The sequence below is a fragment of the Paraburkholderia panacisoli genome, assembly GCF_008369935.1.
Classification (GTDB): Bacteria; Pseudomonadota; Gammaproteobacteria; order Burkholderiales; family Burkholderiaceae; genus Paraburkholderia; species Paraburkholderia panacisoli.
Window position 1 is genome coordinate 225660 of the sequence record NZ_VTUZ01000013.1, and the last position, 20731, is coordinate 246390.

16 protein-coding genes and 1 pseudogene are annotated in these 20731 nt (G+C 60.4%); 9 read left to right on the forward strand and 8 right to left on the reverse strand.

Going from position 1 to position 20731, the window contains the following annotated elements; genetic code table 11:
* Positions 1 to 35: 35 nt before the first annotated feature.
* On the forward strand, positions 36 to 1031 hold the full coding sequence (locus FVF58_RS21230) for a 2-hydroxyacid dehydrogenase (RefSeq protein ID WP_149671807.1): 996 nt from the start codon (positions 36 to 38) through the stop codon (positions 1029 to 1031).
* Positions 1032 to 1084: 53 nt separating this feature from the next.
* Here FVF58_RS21230 and FVF58_RS21235 read toward each other — a convergent pair whose 3' ends face one another.
* Both FVF58_RS21235 and FVF58_RS21240 read right to left on the reverse strand, forming a co-directional pair.
* Entirely contained in the window at positions 1085 to 3583 is a 2499-nt protein-coding gene (locus FVF58_RS21235) for a glycogen/starch/alpha-glucan phosphorylase (RefSeq protein WP_149671808.1), read from the reverse strand.
* Positions 3584 to 3601: 18 nt separating this feature from the next.
* Entirely contained in the window at positions 3602 to 5998 is a 2397-nt protein-coding gene (locus FVF58_RS21240; RefSeq protein ID WP_149671809.1) for a phosphoketolase family protein, read from the reverse strand.
* A 554-nt stretch (positions 5999 to 6552) separates the two neighbouring features.
* Here FVF58_RS21240 and FVF58_RS52895 point away from each other — a divergent pair.
* Both FVF58_RS52895 and FVF58_RS21250 read left to right on the forward strand, forming a co-directional pair.
* Positions 6553 to 6654 (forward strand): annotated as a pseudogene (locus tag FVF58_RS52895) (integrase); the annotation flags it as partial.
* 276 nt (positions 6655 to 6930) lie between these two features.
* Positions 6931 to 8778: an FAD-dependent oxidoreductase gene (locus FVF58_RS21250; RefSeq protein WP_149671810.1), complete on the forward strand. Its 1848-nt coding sequence runs from the start codon at positions 6931 to 6933 to the stop codon at positions 8776 to 8778.
* A gap of 344 nt (positions 8779 to 9122) precedes the next feature.
* On the opposite strand, the gene FVF58_RS21255 is transcribed toward FVF58_RS21250, so the two are convergent.
* Positions 9123 to 9446 (reverse strand): hypothetical protein, encoded by a 324-nt coding sequence (locus tag FVF58_RS21255; RefSeq protein WP_149671811.1) that lies wholly within the window; start codon positions 9444 to 9446, stop codon positions 9123 to 9125.
* A 169-nt stretch (positions 9447 to 9615) separates the two neighbouring features.
* Here FVF58_RS21255 and FVF58_RS21260 point away from each other — a divergent pair, with 169 nt between their 5' ends.
* On the forward strand, positions 9616 to 10482 hold the full coding sequence (locus tag FVF58_RS21260) for an RNA polymerase sigma factor (RefSeq protein ID WP_246217143.1): 867 nt from the start codon (positions 9616 to 9618) through the stop codon (positions 10480 to 10482).
* Between the two features lie 529 nt (positions 10483 to 11011).
* Here FVF58_RS21260 and FVF58_RS21265 read toward each other — a convergent pair.
* Both FVF58_RS21265 and FVF58_RS21270 read right to left on the reverse strand, forming a co-directional pair.
* Positions 11012 to 11935 (reverse strand): ATP adenylyltransferase family protein, encoded by a 924-nt coding sequence (locus FVF58_RS21265; RefSeq protein WP_149671813.1) that lies wholly within the window; start codon positions 11933 to 11935, stop codon positions 11012 to 11014.
* Positions 11936 to 12073: 138 nt separating this feature from the next.
* Positions 12074 to 12559 (reverse strand): adenosine-specific kinase, encoded by a 486-nt coding sequence (locus tag FVF58_RS21270; protein ID WP_149671814.1) that lies wholly within the window; start codon positions 12557 to 12559, stop codon positions 12074 to 12076.
* A 346-nt stretch (positions 12560 to 12905) separates the two neighbouring features.
* Here FVF58_RS21270 and FVF58_RS21275 point away from each other — a divergent pair, with 346 nt between their 5' ends.
* Positions 12906 to 13586, forward strand: a complete 681-nt coding sequence (locus tag FVF58_RS21275) for an FkbM family methyltransferase (RefSeq protein ID WP_246217144.1) — start codon at positions 12906 to 12908, stop codon at positions 13584 to 13586.
* Positions 13587 to 13641: 55 nt separating this feature from the next.
* Here the strand turns inward: FVF58_RS21275 and FVF58_RS21280 are convergent, their stop codons facing one another.
* The gene (locus tag FVF58_RS21280) at positions 13642 to 14070 is read right to left on the reverse strand and encodes a hypothetical protein (protein WP_149671816.1); all 429 of its coding nucleotides are present in this window, start codon (positions 14068 to 14070) and stop codon (positions 13642 to 13644) included.
* A 189-nt stretch (positions 14071 to 14259) separates the two neighbouring features.
* Here FVF58_RS21280 and FVF58_RS21285 point away from each other — a divergent pair, with 189 nt between their 5' ends.
* Complete coding sequence (locus tag FVF58_RS21285) at positions 14260 to 15192, forward strand: LysR family transcriptional regulator (protein ID WP_149671817.1); 933 nt, start codon at positions 14260 to 14262, stop codon at positions 15190 to 15192.
* Between the two features lie 48 nt (positions 15193 to 15240).
* On the opposite strand, the gene FVF58_RS21290 is transcribed toward FVF58_RS21285, so the two are convergent.
* Entirely contained in the window at positions 15241 to 15912 is a 672-nt protein-coding gene (locus tag FVF58_RS21290) for a peroxiredoxin-like family protein (protein WP_149671818.1), read from the reverse strand.
* A 374-nt stretch (positions 15913 to 16286) separates the two neighbouring features.
* Here FVF58_RS21290 and FVF58_RS21295 point away from each other — a divergent pair, with 374 nt between their 5' ends.
* The 3 genes from FVF58_RS21295 to FVF58_RS21305 all read left to right on the forward strand — a co-directional run bounded on the left by FVF58_RS21295 (position 16287) and on the right by FVF58_RS21305 (position 18727).
* A complete protein-coding gene (locus FVF58_RS21295) occupies positions 16287 to 17054 on the forward strand; it encodes an SDR family NAD(P)-dependent oxidoreductase (protein WP_149671819.1) in 768 nt (255 codons plus the stop codon).
* Between the two features lie 177 nt (positions 17055 to 17231).
* The gene (locus tag FVF58_RS21300; protein WP_149671820.1) at positions 17232 to 17822 is read left to right on the forward strand and encodes a TetR/AcrR family transcriptional regulator; all 591 of its coding nucleotides are present in this window, start codon (positions 17232 to 17234) and stop codon (positions 17820 to 17822) included.
* Positions 17819 to 18727: a haloalkane dehalogenase gene (locus tag FVF58_RS21305; RefSeq protein ID WP_149671821.1), complete on the forward strand. Its 909-nt coding sequence runs from the start codon at positions 17819 to 17821 to the stop codon at positions 18725 to 18727. The genes FVF58_RS21300 and FVF58_RS21305 overlap by 4 nt, the downstream gene beginning before the upstream one ends.
* 823 nt (positions 18728 to 19550) lie before the next feature.
* On the opposite strand, the gene FVF58_RS21310 is transcribed toward FVF58_RS21305, so the two are convergent.
* Positions 19551 to 20255 (reverse strand): response regulator, encoded by a 705-nt coding sequence (locus FVF58_RS21310; RefSeq protein WP_149671822.1) that lies wholly within the window; start codon positions 20253 to 20255, stop codon positions 19551 to 19553.
* Positions 20256 to 20731: the final 476 nt, after the last annotated feature.

The following is a 20731-nucleotide window of genomic DNA, read 5'->3' on the forward strand; positions in this document are numbered from 1 at the left end:
AATCCCTGAACCTCGACCAGCCACGGAGGCACACAATGGACATAGCCGTCTTCAGCGCGAAGCCCTACGACCGCGAGTATCTGAATGCCGCGAATGCGGCGCACCACCATCGCCTTCAGTACTTCGACGTTCCCCTCGACGTCGACACGGTCGGCCTCGCCGCGGGGCACGGCGCCGTGTGCATCTTCGTCAATGACAGGGCGGATGCCGCCGTGCTGCAGGCGCTCGGGCGGGGCGGCACGAAGCTCGTCGCGCTGCGCTGCACCGGCTTCAACAACGTCGATCTGAAAGCCGCGGAGGACCTCGGGATCAAGGTGGTGCGGGTGGTGGACTACTCGCCGAACTCGGTGGCCGAGCATGCCGTCGCCTTGCTGATGGCGATCAACCGCAAGATTCACCGCGCCTACAATCGCACGCGCGACTTCAATTTTTCCCTCGACAGCCTGATGGGCTTCGACCTGTGCGGCAAGACGGTCGCCGTGATCGGCACGGGGAAGATCGGGCGAGTCTTCAGCAAAATCATGGTGGGATTCGGCTGCGACGTGATCGGCTATGACAGGTTTCCATCGCCGGAATTCGAGGCGCTGGGCGCGCGTTACGCGCTGCCGGGGGAAATCGCCGAGCGCGCGGACGTCATCTCGCTGCACTGCCCGCTCACGCCCGACACCTATCACATCATCGACGCCGACACGCTATCGCGCGCGAAGCCCGGCGCGCTCCTGATCAACACGAGCCGTGGCGGCCTCATCGACACCGAGGCGGTCATCGCGGCGTTGAGGAGCGGGCAGTTGGGCGGGCTTGCGATCGATGTGTACGAGCAGGAGGCGAACCTGTTCTTCCGCGACCTGTCCGACACCATCATCACCGACGACATACTGCAGCGTCTCATCACGTTCCCGAACGTGATCGTGACGGGGCACCAGGCTTTTCTCACGCGCGAGGCGGTAACGACGATCTGCGCAACGACTCTGCAAAGCGTCACGGAGTTCGAGACGGGTAGGGCGCTTTCGAATCAAATTAGCGCGAACTGAACGCAGCGCACGGCAGGTGGAACGGGCCCGCGGGCAGGCTCCGGAGCGGTGCGTCAAAGTCGGTCCAGGTCGATCTTTACAGGACGGATCTTCCAGATCTGCTCGCAATACTCGCCGATCGCGCGGTCGGACGAGAACTTGCCCGCATACGCGGTGTTGAGGATGGACATGCGAGCCCAGCGTTGTGGGTCCTGCCAGGCGGCGCTCACGCGCTCCTGGCATGCCATATAGTCGGCATAGTCGGCTAGCACGAGGAATGGATCGACGCGCAGCAGATTCTCGACCAACGCGCGGAACATGTTGCGGTCGCCGCGCGAGAAGTGCCCCTCGGCAATCAGCGCCAAGGCTTCACGCAGCTCGGGATTCCCGTTCGCGTAGTCTTCCGGCCGGTAGCCCCCGCGCCTCACGCGCTCGACCTGCTCCGCGGTCAGACCGAAAAGAAAGAAATTCTCGTCGCCGACTTCCTCGCGGATCTCGACGTTGGCGCCATCCAGTGTTCCGATTGTCAGCGCGCCGTTCATCATGAACTTCATGTTGCCGGTGCCCGATGCCTCCTTGCCGGCCGTTGAGATCTGCTCGGAAAGGTCCGCCGCCGGATAGATGAAGTGCGCGTTCTTGACGTTGAAGTCGGGAAAGAACACGACCTTCAGTCGATCGTTCACCGCCGGGTCGTTGTTCACCACTTCGGCCACACCATTGATCAGGCGGATGATCAGTTTGGCCATCGCATAGCCCGGCGCCGCCTTGCCGCCGAACACGAAGCAGCGGGGCGCGCACGCCAGTTGCGGATTGCGCCGCAGGCGTTGGTAGAGACTGATAATGAAGAGTGCATTCAGGTGCTGGCGCTTGTATTCGTGAATGCGCTTGACCTGAATGTCGAACAACGTGCCGGGGTCCACAACGATCCCCGTTGCGCTTCGGATCCGCGCGGCCAGCGCTTCCTTGTTCGAAAGTTTGACGCGACACCACCGCTCCCTGAAGGCCGCGTCGTCGGCATGGGCTGCCAATTCCCGCAGCCGCGTGAGGTCGGTGATCCAACCTTCTCCGACGGTTTCGTCGAGCAGCCGCGCGAGCCCGGGGTTGCAGAGCAACATGAAGCGTCGCGGCGTGACGCCGTTCGTGACGTTGTGGAACCGCTCAGGCCACAGCTCGGCGAAATCCCGCAGCACCGTCTGCTTGAGGAGTGTCGAGTGCAGCGCGGCCACGCCATTCACCGCATGGCTGCCGACGGTCGCGAGGTGTGCCATGCGCAGCAGCTTCTTGCCGCGTTCGTCGATCAGCGACATCCGGGCCACGCGCGCCTCGTCACCGGCGTAGCGCTGCCGGAGTTCGTCGAGGAACCGGCGGTTGATCTCATAGATGATCTCCAGCGGGCGTGGCAGCAGGCTCCGGAAAAGCGGCAGCCCCCAGGTCTCGAGCGCTTCGGGCAAAAGCGTATGGTTCGTATAGGCCAGTGAGCGCCGGGTGATGTCCCATGCCTCGTCCCACCCCAGTTGCCGCTCGTCGACCAGTAGCCGCATCAGCTCGGCGACCGCGATCGCCGGATGGGTATCGTTCAACTGCACCGCGAACCTGTCCGCGAAGGACGACGCCGGTTCGCCCTTGAGATCGAGCAGACGAAACATGTCCTGAAGCGAGCATGAAACGAAAAAGTACTGCTGCGCGAGACGCAGGCGCTTACCCGCTTCAGGCTCATCGTTCGGGTAGAGCACCTTGGACAGCGTCTCGGAGATCACTTTTTCCTGCACGGCCTGGTAGTAGTCCCCGGCATTGAAGTCTTGCAAATCGAACGACTCGACCGCCTCGCTCTTCCATAGCCTCAGCGTGTTGCACGTGTTGACGTGAAAGCCGAGTATCGGGATGTCGCAGGCCACGCCCTTGACCTGGTTCGCCGGTATCCAGCGGACGCGAAGACGGCCCTGCGCGTCGGTGTCGTTCTCCGTGCGACCGCCGAAGGACACATAGCACGTTACGTCGGGGTGCACGATCTCCCACGGATTGCCCTTTTGCAGCCACTTGTCGGTGACTTCCTCCTGCCAGCCGTCGCGGATCTGCTGATCGAAGATGCCGAACTCATAGCGGATGCCATAGCCGATTGCCGGAGTTTCAAGTGTGGCGAGTGAATCCAGGTAGCAGGCAGCGAGCCGCCCAAGCCCGCCGTTGCCGAGCCCGGGTTCTTCTTCCAGCGCGAGCAGCATGTCGAGGTCCTGGCCGAGCGCCAGCATGGCTGTGCGCGTATTGGCCTCGATGCCCAGGTTGACGATGTTGTTGCCGAGTTGCGGCCCGATCAGGAACTCGGCGGAGAGATAGCAGGCAACCCGCACGTCACGTGCGGCATAGGTCTGCACGGTCGCCACCCAGCGGGCCAGCATGCGGTCGCGCACGCTGCAGGCCAGTGCCCTATACCAGTCATGTGGGGTGGCGATGGCTGGATAGCGGGCCTGCTGGCAGATCAGGTTGTCGATGACGTCGCGCTGCAGTGCGTCGGCATCCAGTCCGCTTCGCGCGGGTTCGGCGCTGCCGGATGCTCTGGCGGGCAGATCTGCGGCCATGGTTTTTCCCTTGGGTACTCAGTCTGGCCACACCCAGTCGGTGATCTCGGCGCGGTCGATGCCGTGCGTATGCGCATGGTTCAGGTTGGCGATGATGGCGTTCTTCATGTCTTCCCTGAGATGCGCCGTTCTCGCCTGCAATCGCGGCACCCGGTCGAGGACATCGATTACCAGATTGAAGCGATCGACCTGATTGAGGATCGCCAGTTCGAGCGGCGTGTTAATGTTGCCCTTCTCCTTGTAACCGCGCACGTGCAGATGTTCGTGGTTGCGGAAGCGATAGGCCAGCTTGTGGATCAACCACGGATAGCCGTGGAAGTTGAAGATCACCGGCTTGTCCACCGTGAACAGGCTGTCGAACTCGCGTTCGGTCGAGCCGTGCGGATGCTCGCTCGCGGGCTGCATCCTGAAGAGATCCACCACGTTCACGAAGCGCAGTTTGAGCTCGGGCAGCCGCTCGCGCAAGATTGCCGTCGCCGCCAGTGCCTCCTGAGTGGCGACGTCGCCACACGCTGCCATCACCACGTCCGGTTCCTCGCCCTCGTCGTTGCTCGCGCGCCGCCACACGCCCAGCCCTTTCGCGCAGTGCACGACCGCTTCGTCGATGGTGGTGAACTGCAGGTGCTTCTGCTTGTCCGCCACGATGATGTTGATGCAGTCGGTCGAGCGCAGACATTCGTCGGCCACCACGAGCAGCGTATTCGCATCTGGCGGAAGGTAGACGCGCGTGACCGACGGGCTCTTGTTGGTGACGAGGTCGATGAAGCCTGGGTCCTGATGGGAGAAGCCGTTGTGATCCTGCCGCCACACGGTCGACGACAACAGGATGTTTTGCGACGACACCGACGCGCGCCACGGCACATGGTTCTTGCAGATGTCCAGCCATTTCGCGTGCTGATTGAACATCGAATCCACTACATGCGCGAATGCCTCGTAGGTGTGGAAGAAGCCGTGCCGCCCCGAAAGGAGATAGCCCTCGAGCCATCCCACCAGCGTATGCTCCGAGAGCATTTCCATCACCCGGCCGTCGCGCGACAGTTCTCCGCCGTCCTCGTCCTCGGGTAGCAGATCGCCCATCCAGACCTTTTTGCTGACCTCGTAGATTGCCTGCAGACGATTGGAAGCCGTTTCGTCCGGGCCGAACACGCGGAAAGTGCTCATGTTGGCGCGCATGGTGTCGCGTAGAAATTCGCCTAGTGGCCGCGTATTCTCCTGCAGCACCTGGCCCGCGTGAGAGACCTCGACTGCATAGGAGCGGAAATCCGGCAGCTTCAGCTCTCTGCGTAACACGCCGCCGTTCGCGTGCGGATTCGCGCTGATGCGTCTTGACCCGGTTGGCGCGAGCGCCCGCAGTTCCGGGATCAGCCGCCCGCTGGAATCGAAAAGCTCGTCGGGCTTGTAGCTGTGCAACCAGCTCTCCAGTAGCGCGAGGCTATCGGGATTGGCGCGTACATCGGCGAACGGCACCTGATGTGAACGCCACGAGCCCTCGGCTTTGTGGCCTTTTACCTCCTTGGGCCCAGACCAGCCTTTGGGCGTGCGCAGCACGATCATCGGCCAGCGCGGCCGCTCGGGCTCGCCGCCTGCGCGCGCTTTCTCGTGAATCGCGCGAATCTCCGCAATGATGGTGTCGAGCGTGGCGGCCATCTTTTCATGCATCTCGGCATGGTCCGATCCCTCGACAAAAAACGGCTTATAGCCATAGCCCTCGAACAACGCCTCGAGTTCCCGGTGGCTGATGCGCGCGAGGATGGTCGGATTGGCGATCTTGTAGCCGTTCAGGTTGAGAATCGGCAGCACGGTGCCGTCGCGAGCAGGATTGACGAATTTGTTCGAATGCCAGGCGGTGGCGAGCGGTCCCGTTTCCGCCTCGCCGTCGCCGACCACGCAGGCGACGATGAGGTCCGGATTGTCGAGCGCGGCGCCATATGCGTGGGACAGGCTGTAACCCAGTTCGCCGCCTTCGTGAATCGAGCCAGGGGTCTCCGGTGTGACATGCGAACCGATATGGCCGGGAAACGAGAATTGCTTGAAGAATTTCTGCATGCCCTCGGCGTCTTCGCTCTTATCCGGATACACCTCCGAATAGGTGCCTTCCAGATAGGCGGGACCGAGCACGCCAGGAGCACCATGGCCCGGGCCGGCCATGAAGATCACGTCGAGGTCGTCGCGCTTGATGACACGGTTCAGATGCGCCCAGACAAACGAAAGCGCGGGGCTTGCTCCCCAATGCCCAAGCAGACGCTGCTTCACGTGATCGACCCTCAGCGGCTCCTTCAACAAGGGATTGTCGATCAGATAGATCATGCCGACCGAGAGGTAGTTGCACGCGCGCCACCAGGCATCGATCAGTCGAAGTTCGTTGGAGTCGAGGGTGCCTTGCTGTGCGGCACTTGAAGTGGAACGCTGGCCCATCGCGACGTCTCCTGAACATGCAGCCTCATCCCAATGGGTTTGAACTGTGACAGGTGCGCTGCATCCGCGCTTTTCGGTAGTTATCGGGCCGTGTCGCGCCTGTTGGCGGCCTCTCTAAATCGAATTTGCTACACAAAGCAGATAGGCACATACCACGGCAGCATATGTCACCTCGCGCGGAATTCAAGGGCGATCCCATGTCGTCCCGCTCACTTGCCGAGCGGCATACGACGATGGTGGTGCAAATCGGACGAGCTGGTTGGTTATGCGCGGATTTTTACGGACAGGACTGCGGAATGTCAGACGGAAAAACCGTTGCATGCGTCGAACCGCTACTCGTGGACAAAGTTGAGCATTGCATCGCGATAAGATCTGCGGACCGCTCGCCGCCGGATAACTCAGGGAATGCAAAATCGATATTCCCGGCGCTGCTGTTTTATCGCGGAAGTTACATAACATCAACGTGGTATGAGGTGCGCTGAACCTGCTTCGACAGCTTTATAACTTGACGGCTTGCGGTAGCCCGGACGAAGTGGAGACCGCGCTGTCGGGCGGCCTATGTTGCCGGACTGAGTGCGAATGACGTCGTGGCACTGAAGGTCGGCGACGTCGACAGCCAGCTCATGAGGCTGCGCATCGAGGAGGGCCACGTCCGAACGCACGGTCGGATAGCCACTTCGAACGGTGGGGCTGCTTGCTGTCCCACAACATGTTGCACACCACGACCTCGGGCACTTTCGGCCACTCGACCGCGAACGCTTAATCGTTGATAATCTGCCCGGCAGCGGGCCAGGAGCCAATGATTTGAATCAGCCCGTCTGACAGACTTCGAACGCTCCGAGGCAAGTCTTCGGGTCGCTCCATTATTCGAAGCGTTCCGCTGGTTTTTCAGTCATCCGAGTTGTGACCACATCGCGATTTCACGCATACCGATGAAATCTTCAAACAAAGACATGTCCTCGAAAAGACGACGTCTTTTGCAATGTGCGGTCGGAATCACATTTTCGTATGGCGCCCGGAAACAGATGCTCGCCTCGGCGCAAGCGCCGGCATCCGGAACGCTTGCTCGCGTGCGCCCGGGGGAGCCGGGCTGGCCGTCCGAGACTCAGTGGAACGAACTCAGCCAGCAAGTCGGCGGTGCATTGGTCAAGGTGCAATCGCCGTTGGCGACTTGCCTGAAGTCACCCGATAGTGACGAGTGCAGGCAGCTATTCAAGGAACTCAAGAATCCCTATTTTCTCGGCGACGAGCTGGGCCTGACGCAGTCCCTCGGGTGGGTAGATGCGTGGATATCGATGCCTAGCGTCTATGCGGTGGCCGCCCGCAATACGAACGACGTGGTCGCCGCTGTCGACTTCGCACGCCGGCACAATATGCGCCTCGTGGTGAAGGGCGGGGGCCACAGCTATCAAGGCACATCGAATGCGCCGGACTCGCTGCTGATCTGGACGAGAAAAATTAACGGCATCACTCTGCAGGATGCGTTTGTTGGTGAGGGATGCGAGGGGCATACACCGCCGGTGCGGGCAGTCACGGTCGGCGCCGGTGCGCTCTGGGCGCATGTGTATGACGCGGTCACTACGCACGCAGGTGGTTATGTGCAAGGCGGCGGCTGCATGACGGTCGGCGTGGCCGGCCTGATCCAGAGCGGCGGGTTCGGCAGCTTTTCCAAGGCATATGGACTGGCGGCGGGAAGCCTGCTTGAAGCCGAAGTCGTTACGGCGGACGGTGCCGTCCGGATCGCTAATGCATGCACGAATCCTGATCTGTTCTGGGGGCTGAAAGGCGGAGGCGGCGGCAGCCTGGGCGTGGTCACACGACTTACGCTGCGGGTCCACGAATTGCCGGAGACCTTCGGCGCGGTGAACATGACGGTCAAGGCCGCATCGGCGCCTGCGTTTCACCGGCTGATCGGCTTGATCGTGGACTTCTATCAACAGAACCTGCTGAATCCGCATTGGGGCGAACAGATCACCCTGCGCCACGACAATGTCCTCAAGATCGCGATGGTGTTCCAGGGGCTCAGCCGCGGCGAAGCACAGGCAGTCTGGCGGCCGTTCATGGATACGGTCGCTCGTACACCGGACGATTTCAAGGTCGAGTTCTCCCCATTCAAGATCGTGGCAACCTCAGCCCGCGATTTCTGGGCTCCAACGATGTTCAAGAGACTCCTCGGTTTCGTCAGTACCGACGACAGGCCAGGCGCCCCCAAGGACAACGTCTTCTGGTCGGGTAATCGGGGAGAGGCGGGACAAGTGTTGCACGGCTACGAGTCCGCGTGGCTTCCCGCGGCCTTGCTGCAAGATGACCGGCGTCAGGCCCTGGCCGACACACTATTTGCCGCGACCCGCCAATGGAGCGTGACGCTGCACGTCAATAAGGGCTTGGCGGGTGCGCCGGATGAAGCCATCGCCGCGGCAAGGAATACCGCCACGAACCCTGCGGCGCTAGACGCCTTCGCGTTGCTCATCGCCGCGGCGGAAGGTCCGCCAGCCTATCCGGGCATCCAGGGCCACGAGCCCGACACCGAGCTGGCGCGCTGGAACGCGCGGGCTATCGGGCATGCAATGGACGAAGTTCGCAAGCTGGTTCCGCAACCCGGTTCTTACCTCGCTGAAAGCGATTTTTTCGACGCGCAGTGGCAGCGGTCCTTCTGGGGCTCGAATTACAGCAGGCTGCTCGCCGTTAAGGATCGGTACGATCCCGATGGTTTGTTCTTCGTTCACCACGGCGTAGGAAGCGAACGCTGGAGCCCCGATGGTTTCACGAGATTCGGATGAACTGCTCGATCCTCGAACTCGCACACGTGGTTCAGCGGAAATCGCGTTTCAAAGCCTGTGTTGTGGCTTCCCCGCACCAATCGGTCACGACCGCCCGCAATCTTGAGAAGATCGATTGTCCAGGCCGCGCACGGTCGGTTCATTCTTGCCATAACCATGCCGCCGACTCGGCCGGCAATGGCCTCGGGGCGACCGAACGTCCGCATTGGAACGCCTGCGAAGCCACGCATTGTTGCCCGTTCCATGCCCGGACTGCGGCCGTGATTGCTGAGTTCGGGTCCGCATCGGCGGTGCTGGTGAAACCCTTCGCCAGCACCGCAGGCTTCGAAGCAGATTTGCCTGTTTCAGCGCGCTGCCGATCCGTTCGGCAAACCGTACGAGTCCAGCATGTCGAGGCCCAATCGCAAGACTTCGGCCGGCGCTTCGCAGCGTGCTGCGAAATCTTTCTGGTACGCCTTGAAGGCAGGAAGCTCGGTGACGACCGCCGAATCGTCAGCGGCAAGATTCATGAAGACATGGACGAACTCGTGGCCATTTTTAAAGAGCGCATAGGCCGCGTGTTCGGGCGCCGTAGCCCGAAGCTCGTCGAACACGGCTCGCGAGAGCGCTTCGTTTTCCGCGATCTGGTCGGGCTTGATCGCGTAGCGTACCAAGGTCAGTCGTTGCATGATATTTTCCTTTCACGGTTCCGGCGCCGGTGTGCGCCGATAAACGTAGAGACGACAACGAGCGGCAAAAGGATGCGCGGTTGCAAGAATTTTTGCCGGAACGCATCCTTTGCGGACGCCGGAACGTCTATCCGATATTGGCGTGTTGGATCAACCGGAGGCTTGCGCTTTGGATTCGGATGGACTGACTCAATTGATGGCGGCGATGCGCCCGCGTCTGCACCGGTATTGCACGCGTATGCTGGGCTCGGCGTTCGACGGCGAAGATGTCGTCCAGGAAGCGCTGTTCAATGCGGCCGCGGCATTTCCGGCTGCCGGTGAGATCCTGCGGCCGGAAAGCTGGCTGCTGGGCATCGCTCACAACGCGGCGCTGGACGCGCTGCGCCGCCGCAAGCGGCAAGGACTCGTGGAGTCCGACGAAGCATTGGCGAATCTGGCGGACCATGGCGCCCAGGCCGATGCGAGAGTGGCGGCGGCTGCGAGCCTCGCGATGTTCCTGCACCTGTCCATCATCCAGCGCTCATGTGTGGTGCTCGCGGATGTGCTTGGCTATTCGCTAACGGAAACGGCTGCGATTCTCAGCGTCAGCGTGCCCGCGGTCAAGGCCGCGCTGCACCGGGGGCGCGGCCGGCTCAGGGAACTGGTCGACGTTTCCGAAGCTGCGCTGCCGCGCCTCGCCGAAGCCGACCTCGAGCGGTTGCGCGCTTACGCCGAGCGCTTCAACGCCCGCGACTTCGACGCACTACGCGATCTGCTTTCCGAGGAAGTCCGCCTCGACCTCGTGAATCGAACGCGTCTCGCGGGGCGCAAAGACGTCTCGATCTACTTCACACGTTATGCAGAGGCGCCCAGTTGTTCGCTCGCGCTGGGCTGGGCGGAGCATCGTCCTGTCCTGCTGGTCACCGATCCGGCGGTGGCCGCCGCCCCCGTCGCGTATGTCATCCTGCTTGACTGGGTCGACGAGCGTATTGTCGCGATCCGTGATTTCCGGTACGCGCCTTATGTCATGGAAAGTCTGACCGTGCAGCGGCTGTGACGGGGGAGGCGTGGCCCCGAGCGTTAAAAGCCTTGGGTATCGCATGTCTCTCATCGAGCATTGTGACGGTCACATCCAGCCGAGGTGGGCGATGAAGGTCATCATTCGCATCGAGACCGTTAGGTAGTCGATCGCTCGCGTTACGCACGGTGACTCTTCTGGCATGAGGGGAGTGGTGCGCGACGTGAACGTCAACGTCAACGTCAACGTCAACGCTCACACGGGCTACGCCGACACCGCTTTCTTCACTGGAATCGGCATCCTGGCAGTCGACAACTACGGTACCGTTGTCAATGCATTTACGTCGGGCGAGAACACCTGCTTGATGTGCACTGGCAAGTGGAACACTAGCCCAGGAGGCTGTCGGCATGCACCTCGCCGACGCGCGTTTAGCGCACGATCGGAAGACCAGGACTGTTCGAAGAACGGCCATTGATCAGACGACCGGATAGAACACCCTTTCGGGCCGGAGGCCGCCGTTGGCGGCCAAGTGATCTGTCGACGCGGCTGACGCGGCCGCATCGACGCGCTATCGCGAGGCGGTCGCGGGCAGCGCGACGCGTTGCAGCGCGGCCATCGGACCGAGTTGCTCGATCACCTTCATCTGCGCCGCGTCGCGCACGAAGAGCGATCCGGCGAATCCCAATGCGTTTATTGATACGCCCGCGACACGTTCTTCCGACCTTGGCACAAGCAGCATCCATTCGCGTGTCACGAGCAGGTTGTAGGGCGCCGGTTGATGAAGCTCGCCGCTGACCTCGACCGGTCGGACGCCGACCGCTTCGAGCAGTGCTCGATAGCAGGAGAGGGCCGACAGCGCCGCATCCACAGAGGTCATCGTGCCGGGCTCGAGGCGCGCGAACGCATGCCGGAATGGCAGGCCTGGTACGCGGTGCGCCAGACCATCGACGAGTGTGGATGCAAGAATGGGCTCGATGGGGACCGCCGGTTCAAAGTCGCCGAGTGGCAGCGGTACGATTTGCAGATGCTTGTGCGCCTGACTCGCGCCCGCGGCAGCGCCTGCATTGTAGAAGCCGATGCCGTCGAACTCGGCCAGACAGGTCATCAGCGACTCGAAATCGGCCAGATTGAGGAGCGCTTCCTGCGGTTCGAAATCGCGGGTAACGATCAGCAGATGATTGTCGATGACATTGAACTTGTTGAGCAAAGCCAGGTGCGTGTCTGAGATGTCCGCGACAAAGAGATCCGGGTCGTAGGGAAGGAATGGATTCGCCGATGGGCGCTCCCCTCCATGAAGCCTTCGCGTTTGCCGGCGCTGCTGCTCCTTGCGGCTCAGGCTGGAGACTTGCCGCACGACAAAGCGGATGCCGCCACTTTCGATCACCGCCTGGATGGTTTCGATCGGTTGCAGCGCGCCGCAACGCAGTGCATGCCGGGCCTGGCGCAGCGTGGCGGGCCACAGGGTTCCCGGGGCGAGGCGGCGATTTTCCATGGTTCGTCGGGGCGACACGTTGGTCATTGGGCACGATCATTGACTGCTGCGCGCAGTGATACGAAGCTCATGTAGCGCTGCCTCCAACCTGCTACGACAGTCCGTGCGGCAGGCGGGACGGCATGCGCGTGATGGCCGCTAAAGCTTGTAACCGATCGTGCGCAACAGATCCTTGCGCCATTGCACGTCTTCCGCGCCTTCGACGCCGAGCGGCGAAAATCCGTCAATCACACCGACGATGCCACGGCCCTGGTTCGTTTCTGCAATCAACACCTCGACGGGATTCGCTGTCGCACAGAAAATCCGGCATACCTCGGGCACCGCCTTGAGCGCGTTCAGCACGTTGACCGGGTAAAAGCCGTCCCCGAGAAAAACAAAGAAGCTGTGGCCCGCGGCGACGCTCATTGCGTTTTTGCAAGCCATCTCGACCAGGCTCTCGTCAGTGCCGGACTGGCGTACGAGGCGCTTGCCGGAAGCCTCGCAAAACGCCAGGCCGAACTTGATGCCGGGCACGGTGCCAACGATTGCCTCGTGAATATCCTCGACGGATTTGATGAAATGGGTTTGCCCGAGGATGAAGTTGGTGGTTTCGGGCTTGACGATTGTGACGGCGGACAATTGCATATCGGACCTCGCTCCGTTGCGACAGCGCACCGGTAGAGACGACAGATCACCGGCGAATCTGACTTCGTACATTTTCGCCAACGGGTCCGCCGCTTTACCCCATCTTCTAGGCTAGTACTAACCGCTCGTCAGCGGAAGCACTGTTCGCCGATGAGGTCTCGCCAGCCGTCTGTTTTCTCGTTACCGGTCGGCGTTCATTTTTTGCGTGCGGGAATTCCGGTGGTCACCCGGTGAGAGTGGAGGAAGGCTTGCAAATCGCTCGAGATTGTCTAGGCTACGGCAATACACGTCGATCGAGCGCCGGGTTCGGGCCATTATGTGGACTTTCAAAGACATCCCTCACTCAATGTGGCTTGTACGAAAGACCTGGATAACCCGGAGCGCACGCCGGTACTACTCCCAGTATGGAGAAGATGCCGTACTGCGTGAGATCATCAGCCCGACCTTTAACAATGGTGTTTACGTCGATGTGGGCGCCTATCATCCCATCAAGTTTTCGAATACATACGCGTTGTACAGGCGAGGGTGGCGCGGCATCAACATCGATATGGACCCAGTGAAGATCGATGCATTCAAGCTGGCGCGGTCTGACGATACCAACGTCTGCGCAGCGATTTCTAACGAGAAGGCAACGCGGCAAGCCTACAGTTTTTCCGCTTACGGACTAACTTCGACCATAGAACCGGCAGAGGCTGCGAGACGCACCGATTCCCCCGTCTCCGTGAGGAACGTCGAAACGACGACGCTCGATGACGTGCTGGAGAATAGCTGTTACTCAACTCGCGAGATCGATCTGCTTTCAATCGACGCGGAAGGTCACGACTATCAGGTGCTGCGGTCAATTGATATCAACAAGTACAGGCCAAAGATTGTCATCGTGGAATCGACATTGATGTCGATAAACGACATCATGAAGTCGGAAATATATCGTTACCTCGTCGATCACGACTATCGGCTAGCAGGCTGGACCCATTTATCGCTGATCTTCCGGTTGGACAAATCCGAACTCTTTCGCTTCCAGTTATAGGCCGCTGCGAAAATGGATGTCTGCGGTATGGCATAAAAGGCGATCATTCGGTTGTTCACGCGAGCCAGGTTCCCTCTTCCTGGCCTATCGAGCAGAGCTTTAGGCCGAAAATGTTGAGATGCGACGTGGCGCAACCGTATTCGTCCGCTGATTGCCTCCGCGAGAATACCTTGTGGCCGCAAGCGCTTCTGCGTGCCATCGATATCCCGCCATCTGTGATCCGGCGATCACCAGCAACTATCCAGGCGCGATTGACTGCGGACGATGCCAACATCCAGTAACCGGAAAGCTGATAAACAATATCTGGCTGGTATCGCATGTTCGGTGGAAACGAAAGCCGTTGAGCGACCACTATGTCGCGAAAGCGGATCTCTCGACCGGGTTCGAGCGACGGATCGATTCGGGTCGAATTGATCCAGTCACCATCCGATAGAGTTCGGCCACAAGCGCAGACGCGCAGCGGCGCGACAATGGAGCTTTCCACGCTTGACCCGCGACAGTAGTCATTCAGGACCAGACCGTGTCTACGCGCGATGTGAGGCGGCGATTCGTTACGGCGTGGGTGCGCCCCTCGACATCTGCAGCAGCCGGTGATCCCGCCACCGGAGACAGCAGGAGCCGATGCTCGGTAGACTGTGCTGTCAGATGACAACAGGTGGCAGGAGAGGAACGCATGGACCGCATGACGGCGATGGAAACGTTCGTAAACGTGGTGGACGCGGGTTCCTTTTCTGCCGCCGCTCGCCGGCTGAAGCTCGGTCAGCCTGCGGTCTCGAAGTCGATTGCGCAACTGGAGGAGCATCTCGGCGCGCGGCTCCTGCTCCGCTCGACGAGAGGTCTCACGCCGACGGATGCGGGTCAGCGATTTTACGAGCACGCCCGCCGTGCGATCGATGAGGCAGATCAGGCCGAACAGGCGGTGCGGGAATCGACGGGCGGCCTCTCCGGACGCTTGCGGATCAGTGCAGCCGTCACGTTCGCGCGACTGCATGTTTTGCCCGCGCTCAAGACCTTCCTCGACCAGCATCCGAAACTGAGTATCGACATCATCCTCGACGACCGCTCGATCGATCTGCTCGAACAGGGTGTCGACGTGGCACTGCGCATGGGGACGCTCGACGACTCGACGATGACCGCGCGACGCATCCTGCGAGGACGGCGACTGGTTGTCGGGACGCCGCGCTATTTCGAGGAAGCCGGCATGCCGAAGACACCGGCTGACCTGAGCCGGCACCAGGCGATCGTCTACTCGCAGCGAGGTGGCGGCGAGTCGTGGGCGTTCAGCCGCGACGACGGCGCCGAGGTCGCCGTGGTCGTGTCGGGCCGGGTAAGCGTGAGCGCCGCCGAGGGCATGCGCACGGCGGTGCTGGGGCACATGGGTCTCGCCGTCGCGTCGGAATGGATGTTCTCCCCTGAACTCGCCGACGGCACTGTGCAAGCCGTTCTCACCGAATGGACGCTGCCTCCGATCGACGTCTGGGCAGTCTTCCCGTCCGGCCGCATGGCGACGACGAAGGCGCGCGCCTTCGTCGCTTTCGTCGAGCACCTGCTTGGCGGGCACGATGGCGGTGCGGCGATCGACCCGGCATCGACCACTGCCGATTGATGTGCCGGGCTCAGAAAACAGCAGAATTGCGGCCACTGAGTTATCCGCTTACGCGTTCGAAGCGGCCTTTTCGAGCACCACGAGCATGTCGCCCGGATCGGGACGGCGCGTGTAGTCCGCGTTGACTTCCGAGTACAGCACGATACCGTCGCGCCCAATGACGTAACGCGCAGGCATAGGCAGAGTCCAACTGGGGTCGTCGTTGAACGTCGGGAGGTCGTTTCTCAGACGCCTGTACAACTCGACGAGATAGCCAGGCAGCGAAAAGCGCAGGCCGAACGCTGCGCTGGTCTCGCCGTTGAGGTCGCTCAGTACCGGGAACCCCAACCTGTTCTCGCGCACCGACTTGCGGCTAAGAACCGGCGTCTGCGGCGAAATGGCGAGCACATTCGCGCCATAGGCGTGAATCTGGGGCAGCACTTCGTTGATCGCCTGAAGCTCGATGTTGCAGTACGGAGACCATACGCCGCGATAGAACGTCACGACGAGTTGCCCCCGCGCGAGCAGATCGGCTGACGAGACGTCGTTGGCGTTCTGGTCCTTCAGCGTGAACGGCGGTGCGCGGTCGCCAGCCTTGATGGCGCGGCCCGCCTGACCGCTCGCGATCAGTTCAGCAGTCGCGCGCTCCATGATCGGGTGGCTTTCTGGCGGTGCGTGATAAGGCGCTTTGCCGGCTTTGAAGTCGGCTTTGATTGCGTCGAGTCTGTCTTGCAGTGCCAAAGCAAATCTCCTTGACTAACCAAGGCCGTCGGGGCCTTGCGATAGCCTCAGGTTGACTCTCCCAGATCTGCGCCAGAACACATCTGCCGTCGATAACAGCTATTCCGCGCAAGCATGTCACGCTTGGGCGCATTCGCCGCGGCAACGAAGCGGCCCGGTTGCGATGACTCGCATCGCAACGAGGTGCCCCAGTTCGAAAAAAAGCGCCGCGCAGGAATAGCACCTATTCCTCACCGATGACTACCGCGTATTCCGACGCGAGCGGACGATATGCATCAACCAATGCATGAACGCATTGACGCACATGCAGCGGTCCGCTAATCCCTGCGCCAGGGTATTGCGCGGCCCCTTGAAAATTCACTATCGAGGTAATCATGACTCAAGCTTTGAAAGGCAAACTGGCACTCGTGACCGGCGCTTCTCGCGGCATCGGCGCTGCCATCGCAACCCGTCTGGCGCGGGACGGCGCTTCGCTCATCGTCCACTACGCGTCGAGTCCGGAGCGCGCGGAGGCGGTGGTCAAGGCGATCCGCGCGGCAGGCGGCGAGGCCGAAGCAGTGGGCGCCAATCTGTCGAAGCCGGAAGGTGTGACGGCGTTGATCGATGCAGTGAGCGACGTCTTCGGCGGCAAGTTCGAAGGGCGGCTCGATATTCTCGTCAACAATGCGGGCACCGTCGAATACGGACCGTTCCTCGAGTCGTCGCCGACGTCCTATGACACCCACTTCAATCTGAATGTGCGGGCGCCAATCGAACTGGCGAAGGATGCGGCAAAGCGCATGATCAAGACGGGCTGGGGACGCATTATCAATGTGGGCTCCGCTTTCGGCGAAGCGGCGCCGCTGCCTGGCGTAACGCTTTACATCGCGTCGAAATTCGCCATTCGGGGCTTCACACGCGGTCTTTCGCGCGAGTTGGGGAAGTACGGCGTGACCGTCAACGCGGTCCAGCCCGGCCCGATCGACACTGAACTGGCTCCCCAGCCCGGCACGGAAGACCACGCAACGATGACCAAGCTCGCCAGCGTGGGCCGCTTCGGCAAGCCCGAAGAAATCGCGGCGGCGGTTGCGTATCTGGCGAGCCCCGAAGCAGGCTACACCACTGGCGAAAGTCTGACCGTCGATGGTGGCTGGATTGCCTGAGGAAGCCGAAATGCGGAATCGCAGGCACTCTGCGAGACGCTGATTCACCGCCAGAGGCACGTACGGATGCGCAACCATCCGCCCGTGCCCCCGAGGCGGACATCGATCAAGTTTGGACTTGACACGCGAATACGCACGACTGTATTTTACAGGAATACGCACGACTGTATTGCTGTCATGGGCAAACCATCATTTCGCGAAGACATTCTTGCCGCCGGCCTCCAGGTCATGCTTCGTTCAGGATATGAGGGAGCGAGCGTGCGCGACATCTGTGCAGCCGCAGGTGCTCCACACGGCTCCTTTACCAATCATTTCCGTTCCAAAGAGGCGTTTGCCGAGAAAGTACTGGACCGCTATTTTGCTCACACCAAGGGGATGGTCAGAGAGGCGTTGGGCGACAAGTCACTTACTCCCCGGCAGCGACTTAAACGGTATCTGGACATCATCAGCGGCGTATTGGCGGATGACAAATGGAATCGCGGTTGCCTGATCGGCGATTTCAGTCTTGAGACCACCTCTCAGAGCGAACGCTTGCGCGAGAGGCTGGAGGCAATATTCCAGGAATGGCGTGCCCCGTTCGCGTCCTGCATCGCCGAGGCTCAAGCCGGCGGCGAAATCGACTCAACGTTCGATCCGCTGGATCTCGCCGAATTTCTTCTCGCTTCCTGGGAAGGCGCAATTCTCCGCATGAAGGTGGAACGCGGTCCCGCCGCGCTCGATCGCTTCAAGAAGATCGTTTTCCAGACCATATTCAAGGAGCAGAAATGACTGTCCTTTCTGACGTTGCGCTGCCACATGTGAAGGTGCTGGGGTCCACAATGGCTTACCGGGAGGCGGGAAATCCCGAGGCGCCGGTGGCGCTTTTCCTGCATGGAAACCCGACATCGTCGTACATATGGCGCAATATCATTCCGCTGGTTGCGCCGGTGGCGCATTGCATTGCACCGGACCTCATTGGGTTCGGCCAGTCGGGAAAGCCAGACATCGAGTATCGATTTACCGATCATGTGCGCTACCTCGACGCGTTCCTCGATAACGCTGGAATCTCGTCGGCATACGTCATCGCGCAAGACTGGGGAACCGCGCTCGCATTTCACCTGGCGGCCCGCCGGCCCGAGTTTATTCGTGGGCTTGCTTTTATGGAGTTCACCTGGCCAATGCCCACGTGGGACGATTTTCATGCGGACGCGCGCGAAATTTTCCAGAAGTTCAGGACGCCCGGCGTGGGCGAGCAGATGATTCTTGAAGACAATGCATTCGTGGAGCAGGTTCTGCCCGCGGCAACCGTACGAAAACTGACGGATGACGAAATGTCTGTGTACAGGGCACCATTTCCAACCCCTGAGTCACGTCGACCGACCTGGCGCTTCCCGAATGAATTACCGATCGCCGGAGAGCCGGCTGATGTGTACTCGATTTTGGAGGAAGCACATCGCGCGCTGGAAGAGTCGGCTTATCCGAAGCTGCTTTTCACTGCAAATCCCGGTGCTCTGGTCTCGCCGAACATTGCTGAAAAATTTGCGGATAGACTTCAGGACTGCAGAGTTGTTGAGCTTGGCGATGGAATTCATTACCTGCAGGAGGACCATCCTGAAGTCATTGGCAATACTGTCAATGAGTGGATAGTCGGACTGGGGGCAGGGTCTGGCCCAAAACAAAGGCTCACATTGTAGGCGGTTCTCTGAGGGTGCTGTCGGGTCGCACGGCTACCCAATCACGAAGTGCTAGCCGCCATAAGTTTTGGGGCGACGTGTGGCGCATTTTGGTCGCTTTGCAACAGCGTGTTCGCTCGCGACGAGTCGTCTGAACGGCAACTTCTGTTGCGCTCGCGCCCGTCGGCGGGCGCTCTCAGCGCATACCTACGAACCGGCGGCATAAGCGTTCCCGGACCAGCAAACACTGAGTAGGGTGATCTCGCGATCGACATGTCGCCGATCGAACAGCTCGTCCAGACTTCTCAGCTTACCGCTTGTCGACCATCAGTTCGTTCAGTGTCATATCGTGATCGACTCGATACATCGCCGTTTGCACCAGAAATCCCGGCCGCCTGGCGAGCTTGCGGAGCGGCCGGAACAGGACGATGCACTGCTGGAGATCGTTCGTCTCGTGCGTATGGCGTTGCCGCAAAATTGAATGGCCCCGGTCTCAAGGCACACCTGCGCCACGTCATCGCACGCATCGCCGCGTATCCGTCAATTGCGTCGACAAGGTGCTAACGTGGTTTGCTGCTGATCACCGTCACATCGACACGATCTGAACTGACTGACCACCTCGTTCAACACTTCAATAGCGGCTCACCATCAAGAATGGCCGCGATCGGACGACTACTGTAAGCACGTCGGGATATGAAATGAAAGCGATGAGTATTCGTTGATTTGAATTACTGTTGAAATTGGCCCCCCCGTACATGGGGATTTTGAGGAGAGGCGTATCAAGAAAAAAATCTCATGGAATTGACCCCGCCCGCATCGAAACCAATCGCCGGCCGTGCATGCGTCAAACTTCTGCGGAGTCGCTGGAGTCCGCATCAGTAGCCGTTGCTTCTGGCTGACCGATGGAAGCGGCAAATCCGATCTCGTATGCAAATCTGAATAGCTCCGCATCGCGCTCAATGCCAAGCTTGCGCATTGCGGTTCTCTTTTGGCTGCTCACTGTCTGCTTCGTCCGATTCAACTGCGCAGCTATTTCGGTGATCGTGACGCCGGACACATAGAGACGCACGACCTCCGCTTCCCGGCTCGATAGCGCGGACACGCTTTTGCTTGAGAACTGCGCGGCTGCCGCCACTTCGCCATGCTCGCGCGTGGAGGGTGAAAAATAGATTGCACCGGCATGCACGGCGTGGATCGCTGTAATCAAACGGCCAATATCCCTTGCTTTGTTCAGCACGGAATGAATACCGATTTTCCGCAATTCGGCAGCGATGGCCATGTTGTCGATCGTAGTGAATACGACAATTTTCAGGTCAGGATGGCGGCGCCGCAAGAACGACAGCATTGCCATGCCGTCACCGTATTCTCCGCCAGGCATCGAGTAGTCCGTGACGAGAATGTCGCACGGTGCCCACGACAGCAATTCCACAATTTCTGTCGAATCGCGGGCCGTCTCCACTACATTGAGCGTGTGGATTCGCGATAACTCATGCTTGACTCCGGCGATCAAAGCCGGATGGTCGTCAGCAAGTATCAGGTTGATTCTCATGGTGCCCTCAATCGGTTGACTGGCTTATCGAGTAGTTTTCGAGGAGATTTAATGTAGTGCCGACGATGAGACACCTGTTTCGTACTGGCCAGATTTAGTGCCAAGGCGTGTCTGACCAGTCTGAAAGTTCGGTCAAGTCATGTATGGCGAACGCTAGTTGCCGTTCAAGGTAATAGGACGCGGCGATGCCATGGGCCCCGAGCGACGTTTCGGTTTCCGCGGTAGCACAATCGGGTCAATAACTTGGATTGGCAGGCGCATCGCGCCAGCCACGGGCACTCAGTCAAGGAAGACCGCAGATTCCTCACGCCGGTGCTGCGGAGGACATTTTCCTTGCAAATAGCGGCGCATAAGCCCTAATGCCGTTCAGTTAAGCGACTGAACGGCATTTTTTTGTGGCGCAAAGTGGTTGTAAACGTGACGCAGGGGTGTTAACTTTCATCGCCATGCTGGTCGATGATCTACGCCCACTCGTC

Bases quoted from the DNA above. Each gene is read 5' to 3' on its own strand.
- FVF58_RS21265 (WP_149671813.1), bottom strand. From the start codon at position 11,935: ATGGAAAATCGCCGCCTCGCCCCGGGAACCCTGTGGCCCGCCACGCTG.
- FVF58_RS21305 (WP_149671821.1), top strand. From the start codon at position 17,819: ATGACTGTCCTTTCTGACGTTGCGCTGCCACATGTGAAGGTGCTGGGG.
- FVF58_RS21230 (WP_149671807.1), top strand. From the start codon at position 36: ATGGACATAGCCGTCTTCAGCGCGAAGCCCTACGACCGCGAGTATCTG.
- FVF58_RS21235 (WP_149671808.1), bottom strand. From the start codon at position 3,583: ATGGCCGCAGATCTGCCCGCCAGAGCATCCGGCAGCGCCGAACCCGCG.
- FVF58_RS21270 (WP_149671814.1), bottom strand. From the start codon at position 12,559: ATGCAATTGTCCGCCGTCACAATCGTCAAGCCCGAAACCACCAACTTC.
- FVF58_RS21300 (WP_149671820.1), top strand. From the start codon at position 17,232: ATGGGCAAACCATCATTTCGCGAAGACATTCTTGCCGCCGGCCTCCAG.
- FVF58_RS21285 (WP_149671817.1), top strand. From the start codon at position 14,260: ATGGACCGCATGACGGCGATGGAAACGTTCGTAAACGTGGTGGACGCG.
- FVF58_RS21295 (WP_149671819.1), top strand. From the start codon at position 16,287: ATGACTCAAGCTTTGAAAGGCAAACTGGCACTCGTGACCGGCGCTTCT.
- FVF58_RS21250 (WP_149671810.1), top strand. From the start codon at position 6,931: ATGAAATCTTCAAACAAAGACATGTCCTCGAAAAGACGACGTCTTTTG.
- FVF58_RS21240 (WP_149671809.1), bottom strand. From the start codon at position 5,998: ATGGGCCAGCGTTCCACTTCAAGTGCCGCACAGCAAGGCACCCTCGAC.
- FVF58_RS21310 (WP_149671822.1), bottom strand. From the start codon at position 20,255: ATGAGAATCAACCTGATACTTGCTGACGACCATCCGGCTTTGATCGCC.
- FVF58_RS21275 (WP_246217144.1), top strand. From the start codon at position 12,906: ATGTGGCTTGTACGAAAGACCTGGATAACCCGGAGCGCACGCCGGTAC.
- FVF58_RS21255 (WP_149671811.1), bottom strand. From the start codon at position 9,446: ATGCAACGACTGACCTTGGTACGCTACGCGATCAAGCCCGACCAGATC.